At 67.2% G+C, this 14,071-nt stretch carries 10 protein-coding genes; 6 read left to right on the top strand and 4 right to left on the bottom strand.

Translation table 11 applies throughout. The features are described from left to right. Positions 1 to 105 precede the first annotated feature (105 nt). Together MJ122_RS19080 and MJ122_RS19075 are read right to left on the bottom strand one after the other, a co-directional pair. The gene (locus tag MJ122_RS19080) at positions 106 to 1,959 is read right to left on the bottom strand and encodes a protein-disulfide reductase DsbD (RefSeq protein ID WP_239745653.1); all 1,854 of its coding nucleotides are present in this window, start codon (positions 1,957 to 1,959) and stop codon (positions 106 to 108) included. Positions 1,960 to 2,121: 162 nt separating this feature from the next. Further along, on the bottom strand, positions 2,122 to 3,030 hold the full coding sequence (locus MJ122_RS19075; protein ID WP_239745651.1) for a LysR family transcriptional regulator: 909 nt from the start codon (positions 3,028 to 3,030) through the stop codon (positions 2,122 to 2,124). 115 nt (positions 3,031 to 3,145) lie between these two features. On the opposite strand from MJ122_RS19075, the gene MJ122_RS19070 reads away from it, so the two are divergent. Both MJ122_RS19070 and speB read left to right on the top strand, forming a co-directional pair. Beyond that, positions 3,146 to 4,237, top strand: coding sequence for a polyamine ABC transporter substrate-binding protein (locus MJ122_RS19070; RefSeq protein ID WP_239745649.1), 1,092 nt, complete (start codon positions 3,146 to 3,148; stop codon positions 4,235 to 4,237). A gap of 190 nt (positions 4,238 to 4,427) precedes the next feature. Beyond that, positions 4,428 to 5,390 (top strand): agmatinase, encoded by a 963-nt coding sequence (speB, locus tag MJ122_RS19065; protein ID WP_239745647.1) that lies wholly within the window; start codon positions 4,428 to 4,430, stop codon positions 5,388 to 5,390. Between the two features lie 172 nt (positions 5,391 to 5,562). Here the strand turns inward: speB and MJ122_RS19060 are convergent, their stop codons facing one another. Further along, entirely contained in the window at positions 5,563 to 7,530 is a 1,968-nt protein-coding gene (locus MJ122_RS19060; protein ID WP_239745645.1) for a methyl-accepting chemotaxis protein, read from the bottom strand. Positions 7,531 to 7,662: 132 nt separating this feature from the next. Next, the gene (locus MJ122_RS19055) at positions 7,663 to 9,273 is read right to left on the bottom strand and encodes a PleD family two-component system response regulator (protein ID WP_026079219.1); all 1,611 of its coding nucleotides are present in this window, start codon (positions 9,271 to 9,273) and stop codon (positions 7,663 to 7,665) included. A 288-nt stretch (positions 9,274 to 9,561) separates the two neighbouring features. Here MJ122_RS19055 and MJ122_RS19050 point away from each other — a divergent pair, with 288 nt between their 5' ends. The 4 genes from MJ122_RS19050 to speA all read left to right on the top strand — a co-directional run bounded on the left by MJ122_RS19050 (position 9,562) and on the right by speA (position 14,056). Next, positions 9,562 to 10,626, top strand: coding sequence for a DUF2333 family protein (locus MJ122_RS19050; RefSeq protein ID WP_088416251.1), 1,065 nt, complete (start codon positions 9,562 to 9,564; stop codon positions 10,624 to 10,626). Beyond that, complete coding sequence (locus MJ122_RS19045) at positions 10,623 to 11,186, top strand: NUDIX hydrolase (protein WP_239745643.1); 564 nt, start codon at positions 10,623 to 10,625, stop codon at positions 11,184 to 11,186. The genes MJ122_RS19050 and MJ122_RS19045 overlap by 4 nt, the downstream gene beginning before the upstream one ends. A 300-nt stretch (positions 11,187 to 11,486) precedes the next feature. Then, positions 11,487 to 11,858: a translation initiation factor Sui1 gene (locus tag MJ122_RS19040; RefSeq protein WP_239745641.1), complete on the top strand. Its 372-nt coding sequence runs from the start codon at positions 11,487 to 11,489 to the stop codon at positions 11,856 to 11,858. A 284-nt stretch (positions 11,859 to 12,142) separates the two neighbouring features. Further along, on the top strand, positions 12,143 to 14,056 hold the full coding sequence (gene speA / locus MJ122_RS19035; protein ID WP_239745639.1) for an arginine decarboxylase: 1,914 nt from the start codon (positions 12,143 to 12,145) through the stop codon (positions 14,054 to 14,056). The last annotated feature ends 15 nt before the right edge of the window (positions 14,057 to 14,071 follow it).

The raw sequence follows: 14,071 nt of genomic DNA, 5'->3' as shown, positions 1-14,071 counted from the left end.
GACTATGCCGGAAAGCTGGCGTGACTGTCCAGTCATGCGGGTTTTGCCGTAGATGTCAGCATGTTGCCAGCCGATTACGGCAAAACCATTGCAATCAAACGGTGGTCAGGAGCGCTTGCCAGCCTGTTTCAGGCGGTCTGCGAGGGTGGCGGCGTCGGTCTCGCCGATGATGCGCAGGTCCGACCATTCGTCGCCTTTGGGCGAGAAGAACAGCAGCGCCGGCGGGCCGAACAGGTTGTAGCGGTCGAGCAGGGCGCGCTGTTCCTCGGTGCTGGCGGTCATGTCGAAGCGCAGCAGGACGAAGCCGGGCAGCTGCGACTGGACTTCCGGCGCCGGCAGCACCTGGCGCTCGATGATCTTGCAGCTGATGCACCAGTCGGCGTACCAGTCCAGCAGCACCGGGCGACCGGCGGCCTGGGCGCTGGCCAGCGCGGCGTTGAGCTGCGCCGGGGTGGTGATGTTCTGCCAATCGCCGGGGGTGGCGCTCGGTGGGCCGGCATGGGTGCTGACGCCGCTGCGGCCCAGCGGGTGCAGCGGGTCGGATTCGCCGCGCAGGGCACCGGTCCAGGCGGCCACGGCGTAGACCAGCAGCATCAGGCCCAGCAGTTGGCCGAGTCGTTGCAGCGGCTTCTTCGGCCCCAGTTCAAGGGTGCCGATGGCCAGCGCGACGCCTCCGGCGAGAGTGCCCCAGAGGGTCAGGGCTACCGGCCCGGAGACCAGTCGCTCGAGCATCCAGATGGCCACCGCCAGCAGCATCACGCCGAAGACGTTGCGTACGCCGTTCATCCAGGCGCCGCTCTTGGGCAGCAGCGCGCCGCCGCCGACGGCGAAGATCACCAGCGGCGTACCCATGCCCAGGCCCAGGGAGAACAGCAGCAGACCGCCGCCGACGGCATCGCCGGTGCTGCTGATGTAGAGCAGCAGGCCGGCCAGCGGTGCGGTGACGCAGGGCGACACCAGCAGGCTGGAGAGCACGCCCAGGGTCGCCGCGCCGGCAATCGAACCGCCGCGGGTGTTGTTCGCCATGTTGTCCAGGCGCTCGCGCAGGAAGCCCGGCAGGCGCAGCTCGAACACGCCGAACATGGCGATGGCGAAGACCACGAAGAAGGCCGCGAAGGGGATCAGCACCCAGGGCGACTGCAGCATCGCCTGCAGGTTGAGCTTGGCACCGAACAGGCCCATCAGCGTGCCGAGAACCGCGTAGCAGGCCGCCATGGGCAGCACGTAGGCCAGCGACAGCGCCAGGCCGCGCATGCCGCCCGGACGACCGCGCAGGACCACGCCGGAAAGGATCGGCAGCATCGGCAGCACGCAGGGGGTGAAGGTCAGCGCCAGGCCCAGCAGGAAGAAGATCACCAGCGCACGGCCGAGCTTCTTGATCTTGCCCGGCTCGTGGTCGCCCAGCAGGCTGGCCAGCGGGTTGCCTGAAGCGGTGGCTGAACTGGCGGCGGCGGAGGGCGCGGGGCCCGCCACCACGCTGGCCGCCTGGCCGTCGGCGATCTGCAGGCGGGTGGTTTCCGGTGCATAGCACAGTCCCTTGTCGGCGCAGCCCTGGTAGCTGACGACCAGGGTGAAGGGCTTGTGCTGCGGATTGATCAGCGGCACGTCGATGTCGGTGATGGCGTAGTAGACCACGGTGTCGCCGAAGTAGTCGTCGTGGTGCTGCTTGCCTGGCGGCAGCTTCACTTCGCCGACGCTCACGCCGCTGTCGGCGGGCTCGATCTTGAAGCTGAAGCGGTGCTGGTAGAGGTAGTAGCCATCGGCATTGATGAAGCGCAGCTTCACCTGCTGGCTGTCGCTGCCCTCGACGCTGACGCGGAAGGCCTCGGCCACCGGCAGGAAGTCGCCCTTGGCCGGTTGCGTGACGGCGAAGCCGCCCTTGTCGGCGGGTTTGTCGAACAGGCCGGCGGAAGCGGGCAGGGCGACCAGGAGCAGGAGCAGGGTTAGCAGGCGGCGCATGGACATCTCGCGGACTACGTAATGGGCGGACAGAGGAAGTGGCGGGCATGATAGCGGAAAGCTTCCGGTGCGGCCCGGGGCGTTGCCGGATGAGCTGTCACAAGAAGTGATAGCCGCTGTGGGACTGCGCCTGCAGGGCTCGGTTCCCGTGGCGCTGCCGCGTCAATCGGCCGCGTGCTGGCCGAAGGCTGCCAGCAGGTCGCTGACGAAGGCCTGCTCGGCGTCGCCGGGGTGGCGGCCGCGGTGGCGGGTCAGGCTGAAGGCCACATCGAAGCCCAACTCGCCGGGCAGCAGTTCGCGCAACTGGCCGCGCTCGATCCAGGGCTGGGCGACATGCCGGGGCAGGTAGCCGATGTGCGCGCCGGAGAGGATGAACGCCAGGCTGCCGTCCACCTGCTCGCAGCGCGCGCTGCTGCGGCTGGTCTGCAACGGCTCGTCGGCGGCGATGAAGCGGTAGGGGTGCAGCACCTGGTCGGCGTCGGCCAGGGAGTCGCGGGTCGGCCTGCTTTCCCTGAAGGCCGGATGGCCCGCCCCGCAATAGAGGCCCTGCGGCTCGATGAACAGGGGGGTGTGCTGCAGCGCCGCCTGGGTGCCGGCGAAATAGCCCACCGCCAGGTGCAGGCGGTCCTGCAACAGCAGGCGCTCCAGTTCGGCGGGTGTGGCGGTGAGAAGGTCCAGGGTGACCGCCTCGTTGCGCTGGCGGAAGCGCCGGATGGCGTCGGACAGACGCGCCAGCACGCTCTCTTCCAGGCTTTCCGACAGGCCGATGCGCACCTCGCCCAGCAGCTTGTCGGCGACGCCGCGCGCCTCGTCGCGGAATCCCTCGATGGCAATGAACAGCCGTCGTGTCGATTGCAGCAGGTGCTCGCCCTTGGGGGTCAGGCGGAAGCCGCCCTTGCCGCGCTCGCACAGGCGGTAGCCCAGGCGCGTCTCCAGCTTGGCCATCTGGATGCTGATGCTCGGCTGGCTCAAGCCCAGTTCGCCCTGTGCCGCGCTGAAGCCGCCGCACTCCACCACCGTGACGAAGAGGCGCAGCAACTGCAGGTCGAGGTCGCGCAACTGGCTGAGCATGATGGGCACCAAACATTGTGGGAGTGAAATGCCAAAGTTATTAACTTTGTATTTTTGCAAAGTAAAGCCCGCCCCATGCTCGCCCCATAACCACAACAACCTTGAGGCGATGATCATGCGTGTGTTCTTCCGGGCGACCCTCGCGGCGCTGACCGTGGCGCTGGCCGTGCCCCTGCAGGCGCAGGAGCGGGTGCTCAACCTGTACAACTGGGCGGATTACGTCGGCGCCGACGCCCTGCAGCGGTTCCAGAAGGAGACCGGCATCCGCGTCAAGTACGACACCTTCGACAGCGCCGAGGTACTCGACAGCAAGTTGATGACCGGACGCAGCGGCTACGACGTGGTGTTCCCGGCCAGCAGCGGGCTGGCCCGTGCGATTCAGGCCAAGGCCGTGCAGCCGGTGGACGACGCTCAGCTGAAGAACCTCGCCAACCTCGACCCGGAACTGCTGGCGAAACTCGCCGCCATCGACCCCGGCAACCGCTTCGGCGTGCCCTATACCTGGGGCACCGTGGGCCTGGCGATCAACCAGGACGAAGTGCTCAAGCGCATACCCGATGCGCCGCTGGACAGCCTCGACCTGCTGTTCAAACCCGAATACGCCAGCCGCCTGGCCGACTGCGGCATCTCGCTGATCGACTCGCCCCAGGAGGTCATCAGCGTGGCGCTGAACTACCTCGGCAAGCCGCCCTACAGCACCGATCCGGCCGACCTCGCCCAGGTCCGTGAGCTGCTGGGCAAGCTGCAACCCAACGTGCGCTACATCGCCAGCGGCAAGCACATCAATGACCTGGCCAATGGTTCGTTGTGCGTTGCCCTGACCTATACCGGTGACGCGCTGATGGGCGCAGCGCAGGCCAGGCAGGCGAACAAGCCGTTCGAGGTGATCTACCGGATCCCCAGGGAAGGCACGCTGATCTGGTTCGACACCATGGCCATCCCGGTGGACGCCCCGCACCCGCAGGAAGCCCGTGCCTTCATCGACTTCATGCTGCGCCCGGACGCCATCGCCGAACTGACCAACACCCTGTACTTCGCCAACGCCAACCTCAAGGCCACGCCGCTGCTCAATGCCGAAGTCGCCAGCGATCCGGACATCTACCCGGCGCCGGCCATGCGCCAGAAGCTGTTCGGCGAGCAGTTGCTGACCCTCAAGCAACAGCGCGACCGCACCCGGCTGTGGTCAGCGTTCCGCACCCGTAGCTGATTCGTGTGCGCTTGCCCTCTCCCTAACCCTCTCCCTAAAGGGAGAGGGGACCCTTCGGTGCAGGTTGAAACCGAAGTGTCAGCCGGCACAGACAGCTCCCTCTCCCTTCAGGGAGAGGGCGGGGGAGAGGGTCGACCCGGCAGGCACGGAGCGATCAGGACAAAACCCGAAAGACACCGATGAGGACACCATGGATCTCGCAAACGACAACGACCAGGCCATCACCCGCGACAGCCTTTACGGCACCGCTGCCGAATCCACCTACGCCGGCATCACCAGCTTCATGCGCCGCCGCTACAGCCGCGACCTGCGCGGCGTCGACCTGGTAGTCAGCGGCGTACCCTTCGACACCGCGACCACCAACCGCCCCGGCAGCCGCTTCGGGCCGCGGGCGATCCGCGCCGCCTCGGTGCAGATGGCCTGGGCCCGGCACTTCCCGTGGGAGTTCGACCCCTTCGACCACCTGGCGGTGATCGACTATGGCGACTGCTCCTTCGACCACGGCGTGCCGCAGGAAACCCCGGAACTCATCGAGGCCCACGCCGCGCGCATCCTCGACGCCGGCTGCGCACTGCTGACCCTGGGCGGCGACCACTTCATCAGCTACCCGCTGCTCAAGGCCCATGCGAAGAAGCACGGGCCACTGTCGCTGATCCACTTCGACGCCCACAGCGACACCTGGCCGGACGAGGACTGCCAGCGCATCGACCACGGCACCATGTTCTATCACGCCGCCCGCGAGGGGCTGGTCGACCCGTCGCGCTCGGTACAGGTCGGCCTGCGCACCACCAACGACGACGTGATGGGTTTCCAGGTGCTGGATGCCCGCGAGGTGCACCGCCATACGCCGCAGGCCATCGCCGAGCGTATTCGCGCGCGGGTGGGTGACCACCCGGTATACCTGACCTTCGACATCGACTGCCTCGACCCGGCCTTCGCACCGGGCACCGGCACACCGGTCTGTGGCGGGCTGAGTTCGCACCAGGCGCTGGAAATCCTCCGCGCGCTGCGCGGCATCAACCTGGTGGGGATGGACGTGGTGGAAGTCGCGCCGCCCTACGACAGCGCCGAGATCACCGCCCTGGCCGGCGCGACCCTGGCGATGGAGATGGTTTGTCTGTACGCGGCGCGGCACAAGCTTGGCGAGCGCTGAGTTCACGCTGAATTGCAGGGACAAAATCGTAGGAGCGGACTTTGTCCGCGATCGACTCAACGCCCGCTCCGGATTGCCTGATGGCGCAAGGCTGATCCATCGCGGACGGAGTCCGCTCCTACGCTGCCTGCGGGGCCGTACAGCGGGCAAGAGCTCCCGCGGGTCGGGTTCGTTACACGCGGAACGCCCGCACGGCGGTGTGCAATGCCCCGCCCAACTCCTGCAACTGCTCGCCCTGGCTACGCCCCTGGCCGATCAGGCGCAGGTTCTGGCTGCCCAGTTCATGGATGCGCTCGCTGTGTGAGCGAATCTCGCTGACTGCGCCGCTCTGCTGAGCGGAGCTCTCGGCGATGCGCTCGGCCATGCTGGCGATGGTGCGGATAGCACTGACCACTTCGTCCAATGCGCCCTCGGCGGCGCCGGCCTGGTTGGCGGTGACTTCGGCGTGCTCGACCTGGCTGCGCATCGCCTCGACGGACTGCCGCGCCGCCTGCTGCAGGCGCGCGGTGAGCTGCTGGATTTCCTCGGTGGCGCCGGCGGTGCGCAGGGCCAGTGAACGGACCTCCTCGGCAACCACGGCAAACCCGCGGCCCTGCTCGCCGGCTCGTGCGGCCTCGATGGCGGCGTTCAGGGCCAGCAGATTGGTCTGCTCGGCGATGGAGCGGATCACCCCCAGTACGTTGGCGATGGTGGCCGACTCTTCCGCCAGGTTCTCGATGGCCTGGGCGTTGCTCTGCACTTCGTCCACCAGCGCGCGCATGCCGCTCAAGCTGTTGCCGATCACCTGCTGGCCCTGCTCGACGGCCATGCCGGCAGCGTGGCTGGCCGAAGCGGCCTGGCTGGCGTCGCCGGCCACCTGCTGGATCGCCGCTTCCATGTCGCCCAGCGCGTCGCGGATTTCCCCGGTGTCGCTGGCCTGGCGCTCGGCGCCGGCATGCAGGCCGCCGCTCAATTCGGCCAGGGCGCGGCTGCTGCCGGCCACTTCCTCGGCGCGCTGGTGGATGGTGCCGACCAGGGTGCCGAGGAAATCGCGCAGGCGGTTCAGCGATTCCTGCAGCTCCAGCAGGTCGCGGGTGCGGGTGGCCAGGGCGATGGGCTGGGCGAAATCGCCACGGGCCCAGGTCGAGAGCGCCGGCACCAGTTGGCCGAGTACGCGCGCCAGGCGGCGTTGCAGGGTATCGATGAGCAGGGCAGTGGCGAGGATCAGGGCGATCAGCGCGCCCTGGATGACGCGCACCTGCGTCTGGATCTTCGAGCGCTCCTCGCGCACTTGCGGCTCCAGGGTCGCCAGTGCCTGCTGCACGGCGCCCACGCGCTGGGCAGTGGCGCTGGCCAGTTGCTGGCGCTGGGCGATCAGCTGGCGGGTGCGATCGAGTTCGTCCGGATAGCGGCGCAACACGCTGGCGAGGTCGCGCTTGAGGGTGACGCCACGGTCCTCGCTCTGTGCCTCGGCGGCCGGCTGGGATTCCAGGCCCATCATCGCGGCGAAGTCATCGGAGGCGGAAGCCTGTTGTTCGAGTACGCCGAGCAGCGGCAGGGCATCGATGCGCTCGGCCAGCTGGCGCAGGGTTTCCAGCTCGCGCTGGATGTCTTCGGCCAATGCCGGATTGCCGCTTTCCACCAGCTTGGCGCGGGCATGGGCCAGGCGCGTCAGGTGCAGGCCGGCTTGCAGCAGCGGTGTGCGGTACGCGGTGGCGGCGGGGTTCTGGCTGGCGTCGGCATAGGCGCCGAGCTGGTCCAGCGCGGCCAGCAGCTCGCGCTCGGCCTGCAGCAGCAGGCCTTGCGGGTCGCCGGCCAGCTTGCCGGCGGCGAGCAACTGGTTGCCGCTGAACTGGTGCAGTTCGTCGAGACTCTGGCCGAGCAGCTGGCTGAGGCTGTCCGGCAGTTGCGGCAGCTCCCGGGCGAGTTCGTCCAGGCCTTGCTGGGCGGCCTTCTGCTTGAGCGCGTCACCGCTGGCGAGGTAGGCCTGGATGTTCTGCGCGACCTGTCGCTCGAAGCCCTGGGAGAGTTTCAGGTAGCGATCCATCAGGGTGAAGGGACGCTCCAGGGCGCGCTGCGACCACCACAGGGTGGCGCCCAGCGCGAGACACACGAGCAGGAGCAGGACGGTATTGAGGTTGGTGAGCAGCTTGAGGCGCATGGCAGGTCTCGACCGACAGCGAAAATACGGCGAGCCCTGAACCTATTGCAGTTTCGTTACTGCCTGATGACACGGTGCCAGCATTCGGTCGGAAAATCGCGCGGCAGAGCGCCGCGCCAGACCGGGACGGGGTTACCTGTAGACCTCGACGCGGTTGCGGCCGCCGTGCTTGGCGGTGTACAGCGCCTCGTCCGCCTGCTTGGCGAGGGTCTTGATGTCCATGTCATCGCCCAGCTCGGCGATGCCGCAGCTGAAGGTGCAGGAAAGGTCGTGGGGTTGTGCCGGATAGCGGATTTCGGCGAAGCGCTGGCGGATTTCCTCGAGCACCTTGTGTGCCGAGGCGGCGTCGGTGTCCGGCAGTACCACGGCGAACTCCTCGCCCCCGTAACGGCCGATGTGGTCGGTCTTGCGCAGGCGCTGCTTGAGGAACAGCGCCAGGCTCTTGATCACCCGGTCGCCCATGGGATGGCCGTAGGTGTCGTTGACCCGCTTGAAGTGGTCGATATCGAGCATTGCGAAGGTCAGCGGGCGCTCCTCGCGGCGCGCACGGAAGCGGGCATCGTCGAGCAGTTGCAGGGTGTGGGTGTGGTTGTACAGGCCGGTGAGGCTGTCGCGCACCATCCGCGCCTTCAGGCTGCGCGCGCGGGCGGCGCGGTTGCGCACGGTGGCGATCAGGTGGCGCGGCTTGATCGGCTTGGTGAGGAAGTCGTCGCCGCCTTCGCTCATCGCGTCGAGCTGCTTGTCCAGGTCGTCCTCGGCGGACAGGTAGATGATCGGCACGCTCACATGGCGCTCGTGCTGGCGGATCACCTTGGCCAGCTCCGTGCCCAGGCACTCGGGCATGTACATGTCGAGGATGATCAGGTCCGGCTGGAACTCGGCCAGCTCGGCCATCACCGACAGCGGCGCGGTGAGCGCGCGGGTGACGATGCCGGCGCTGTTGAGGACCATTTCGGTGTGCGCGGCCTGGGCGCGGGAGTCGTCGACGATCAGCACGCGGAAAGGCTCGTAATGGGCCACGCGGGTCAGCGTTTCGATCTTCTCCAAAAGGCCGGAGGCATCCAGTGCGCCGCTGAAGAAGTCCTGGCCGCCGGCGCGGGCAGCGGCCAGGCGGGTCGGGGTGTCGGTTTCCTCATGGCTGAAGAACAGGACCGGCAGCTTGTGCTTGAGGCCGGCCTGGGCCTCGTCGGCCAGCGCCAGGCCCTGGCCGCCGGCGAAGTCGATTTCCATGACGATGGCCGCCGGATGGCGGTCGGCCATGGCGGCGCGAAAAGCATTGGCGTGCTCGCAAGGCTGCGCGGCCATGCCGAAGAATTCCAGCTGCTGGGCCAGGCGTTCGGCGCGCTCGAGATCCTGCAGGGCGAGATAAACCGGCTTGCGCAGTGGCGGCAGGTGGGTCTGCTCGAACTGGTCGCCGTGGCGCAGGCCGGTGCGCGAAAGACGCTGCATCAGGCGGTTGAGTTCGGTGATCAGCTCGCTGGAGAGGCGCCCGCGGTTATCCTGCACGGCGCGCAGGCAGTGGTCGATGGCCTTGGCCAGGTCCGCGTGCTCGGCCTGCTCGAAGCGTTCGGCGTAGCGCTGCAGGCGCAGGCAGGCTTCGGCAAGCTCAGCCATTCCCGCGCTGTTCCATTCCGAGCGCGACAGGCGTTGCCAGACCTCCAGCAGGTGACGGGCCTGGTGGATTACCCGCTGGGCGAAGTGATGCTTGAGGCGGTCGAGGGATGGATCATCGAGCTCGGTCATCGCGCGCTTCTTCATGGAGCCGTACCGGCGGCCTGCGGGGCGAAGATGTTTCCGCCGTGATACACAGTGATGGCCCTATGCTACCAATCCTTGATGGCAATAACAGTGCCTTCGGTCAAACATCCGAAGCTTTGTAATTCGCAGCATTACCTAGCACCATGCGCAGGGTAGGCTGCGCTGACCCGCCCGCGTGCGGCATGCTTGCGCAGCGGGGCCTAAAATCCCGGCACCCTGGGGCCGGTTGTGGGTCCAAGCTATCTTCGAATTCGGGACATCAAGGAACTTGCCATGTGGAACTGGAAGAAACGCGGCTCCGTGCGTGATCGCGTGAACGACTCGGTGGACGACGCCCGCGCCTACTTCGGCGGCCCCTGGCTGGGCCGCGTGCTGGGCGGTCTGCTGGGCGTCTACCTGGTGGTCTGCGGGGCGATCGGCTGGTATTGGAGCCAGGAGCCGGACCTCTTCCCCGTGCAGCAGAACGCCCAGGCCGCCGCCGAGCGCGCCGGCCGCCAGATGGTGGTGGGCTACACCACCGTGGAAACCCTCAAGGAAGTGGTTGCCACGCTGCTCAACAAGCCGGGCGGCTACCTGTCCAACGACATCTTCCCGCCGGGCGTCTGGCTGGACAACATGCCCAGCTGGGAATACGGCGCCCTGGTCCAGGTGCGCGACCTGTCCCGCGCGCTGCGCAAGGACTTCGCCCGCTCGCAGTCGCAGTCCACCGAGGACGCCGACCTGGCACGCGCCGAGCCGCGCTTCAACTTCGACAACAAGAGCTGGGCGCTGCCGTCCTCCGAATCGGAGTATGCCGAGGGCATCAAGTCGCTGGACCGCTACCTCGCCCGTCTCTCCGCCGACCCGGCCGGCGCGCAGTTCTATGCCCGTGCCGACAGCCTGAACAACTGGCTGGGCGACGTTTCCACGCGCCTGGGCTCGCTGTCCCAGCGTCTCTCGGCCAGCGTCGGCCGGGTCAAGCTGAACACCAACATCACGCCGCTCAAGCCGGTCACCCCGGGCCAGGCGCCGGAAGTCGAGGAAGTGATCCAGGAAACCCCCTGGATGCAGATCGACAACGTGTTCTACGAGGCCCGCGGCCAGGCCTGGGCGCTGTCGCACATCCTGCGCGCCATCGAGGTGGATTTCGCCGACGTGCTGGCGAAGAAGAACGCCACTGTCAGCGTGCGCCAGATCATCCGTGAGCTGGAGGCCGCCGAGGCACCGCTGTGGAGCCCGATGGTCCTCAACGGCAGCGGCTTCGGCGTGCTGGCCAACCACTCGCTGGTGATGGCCAACTACATTTCCCGCGCCAACGCCGCGATCATTGATCTGCGCCAACTGCTGGCCCAGGGTTGATGGACGGCATCAGCGACAAGGAAGCCGCCCACCGGGCGGCTTCGGACGCCGAACTGGTCGCCTGGGTGAACCGCGACGACCAGCTCAAGGGCAGCCTGCCGCGTGCGCAATTGCGCGAGCGCGGGCTGATCGGCCGGGGCACCTTCGTCCTGCTGTTCAACTCCGCCGGCGAGCTGTGCGTGCACCGCCGCACGCTGAGCAAGGCGATCTACCCCGGCTACTGGGATCCGGCCGCCGGCGGCATGGTGCAGGCGGACGAGAGCTACGCCCAATCCGCCGCCCGCGAGCTGGAAGAAGAGCTGGGCATTTCCGGCGTCGAGTTGCGCGAGCACGGTTCGTTCTTCTTCGACCAGCCGGACAACCGCCTGTGGTGCGCAGTGTTCTCCGCCGTGTCCGATGCGCCGCTGAAGTTGCAGCCCGAAGAAGTCATGGAAGCGCGCTTCATCGATCCGCATCAGGTGCTGGCCGAGGCCAGGGCGGGCACGCCGTACTGCCCGGATTCGCTGGCGGCGCTGCGCAAGTCCCGGGTTTGTTTCTGTGGGGATGGTAAGGTGATTTGAGCAATCGCGGACGGAGTCCGCTCCTACACGGGTGCTGAACCTGGCGTAGGAGCGGACTCCGTCCGCGATCGCTCGATCCGACTTCCAGAAGCCTCGAAAAGGGCCATGTCGCCAAACCGCCGATCAATGACGCATTTTCGCTCTTAGCATTTGCCTCCAATGCTGCTAAATTGCGCGACCTTTCCGGCAGGGTCCTCCGCCGGGATTTGCGCAGCCCCTGCCTGAGTGGGGCGTCGCGGTCGGCGCCAGCCGGCCATTCGTTGACCTGGCCCGAAGAGGCCAATCCTGGGGAAACGCCCGGTGGTCAAGAAAGCCTCCTCCCTGTCCGCCCTCGGCGGGCTCGTCTACTCCACTGATACCGGCCGGCACTGCCCGGACTGCCATCAGCCCATTGGCGCGTGCATCTGCAAGCAGGCCGATATTCCGGCCGGCGATGGCATCGCTCGCGTGCGTCGGGAAACCAAGGGCCGCGGTGGCAAGACCGTGACCACGGTGACCGGCGTGCCGCTGGCGGCCGATGCGCTGAAGGACCTGGCTACCGCGCTGAAGAAGCGCTGCGGCACGGGTGGCGCTTTGAAGGACGGCATCATCGAGATCCAGGGCGACCACGTCGACCTGCTCCTCGAAGAGCTGCAGAAGCGCGGCCTCAAGGCGAAGAAATCCGGCGGCTGAGCCGCCCTGCTGCTTGTCTGAAGGGGCAAGCGACTCTCCCCTGTCGAGAACGGGTTCCAGGCGATGTGCCTCCGCACATGGCCGGCAAGCCCTTTCCCTAGATGGGAGATTTATCGGCGCGCCCTGGGCGTGTCGTCGGATTTTCCTAAACTTACCGCCAAAGCCGGCGGTCAACACGGCAACGTCACGAGGCCCGGCTAGGTTTAACCACCAGGCTTGACGACTCACCCGCACGCCGGGCGGGCGCCTGCACACATTCGCGCAATCTGAGGAGACCACCCCGCATGGCCGCTAGACGGACCCGCAAAGACGACGGCAGCAACTGGACCGTGGCTGACAGCCGCAGCATCTACGGAATTCGCCACTGGGGCGCTGGCTACTACGCCATCAACGACGCCGGTAACGTGGAAGTTCGCCCGCAGGGCGCCGGTGCTCAGCCGATCGATCTGCACGTGGTGGTCGAGCAGCTGCGCGAGGCGGGCCTGTCGCTGCCGCTGCTGGTGCGCTTCCCGGACATCCTCCAGGACCGCGTGCGCAAACTCACCGGCGCCTTCGACGCCAACATCGCGCGTCTGGAGTACACCAGCCGCTACACCGCGCTGTACCCGATCAAGGTCAACCAGCAGGAAGCGGTGGTGGAAAGCATCATCGCCACCCAGAACGTTTCCATCGGCCTGGAAGCCGGCTCCAAGCCCGAGCTGATGGCCGTGCTGGCACTGGCGCCCAAGGGCGGCACCATCGTCTGCAACGGCTACAAGGACCGCGAGTTCATCAAGCTGGCGCTGATGGGGCAGAAGCTCGGCCACAACGTGTTCATCGTGATCGAGAAGGAATCCGAGGTGCAGCTGGTGATCGAGGAAGCCGCCGTGATCGGCGTGCTGCCCCAGGTCGGCCTGCGCGTGCGGCTGTCCTCGCTGGCGTCCTCCAAGTGGGCCGATACCGGTGGCGAGAAGGCCAAGTTCGGCCTGTCCGCTGCGCAACTGCTGTCGGTGGTCGAGCGCTTCCGCGCCGCCGGCCTGGACCAGGGCGTGCGCCTGCTGCACTTCCACATGGGCTCGCAGATCGCCAACCTGGCCGACTACCAGCACGGCTTCAAGGAAGCCATCCGCTACTACGGCGAACTGCGCGCCCTCGGCCTGCCGGTGGACCACGTGGACGTCGGCGGCGGCCTGGGCGTGGACTACGACGGCACCCACTCGCGCAACGCCAGCTCGATCAACTACGACATCGACGACTATGCCGGTGTCGTGGTCGGCATGCTCAAGGAGTTCTGCGACGCGCAGGGCCTGCCGCATCCGCACATCTTCTCCGAGAGCGGCCGCGCGCTGACCGCGCACCACGCGGTGCTGATCACCCAGGTCACCGATGTCGAGCGTCACAACGACGAAGTGCCGAAGATCACCGACTTGGCCGAACAACCGGAGATCGTCCAGTGGCTGGCCGACCTGCTCGGCCCGACCGACGCCGAGATGGTCACCGAGACCTACTGGCGCGCCACCCACTACATGAGCGACGCCGCCGCGCAGTACGCCGAAGGCAAGATCAGCCTGGCGCAGAAGGCCCTGGCCGAGCAGTGCTACTTCGCCATCTGCCGCCGCCTGCACAACCAGCTCAAGGCGCACCAGCGCTCGCACCGCCAGGTGCTCGACGAGCTCAACGACAAACTGGCCGACAAGTACATCTGCAACTTCTCGGTGTTCCAGAGCCTGCCCGACACCTGGGCCATCGGCCAGGTGCTGCCGATCCTGCCGATCCACCGCCTGGGCGAGGAGCCGACCCGCCGCGCGGTGCTGCAGGACCTGACCTGCGACTCCGACGGCAAGATCACCCAGTACGTCGACGAGCAGAGCATCGAGACCAGCATGCCGGTGCACGACGTGAAGGAAGGCGAGGATTACCTGATCGGCACCTTCCTGGTCGGCGCCTACCAGGAAATCCTCGGCGACATGCACAACCTGTTCGGCGACACCGACTCGGTGAACGTCTACCAGAACGCCGACGGCAGCTACTACCACGCCGGCATCGAGACCCATGACACCATCGAGGACATGCTGCGCTATGTGCACCTGTCGCCCGAGGAACTGATGACCCATTACCGCGACAAGGTGGCCGGGGCCAAGCTCACCGTGCGCGAGCGTACCCAGTACCTCGACGCGCTGCGCCTGGGGCTGACCCGCTCGGCTTACCTGTCGTCCTGACGGGCTGGCAGTTCG

The sequence above is a fragment of the Pseudomonas sp. DP-17 genome, from assembly GCF_022380625.1.
Taxonomy (GTDB): Bacteria; Pseudomonadota; Gammaproteobacteria; order Pseudomonadales; family Pseudomonadaceae; genus Pseudomonas; species Pseudomonas nitroreducens_A.
Note: the sequence above shows the minus strand (reverse complement) of the source record. Positions and strands in the feature narration are given on the sequence as shown.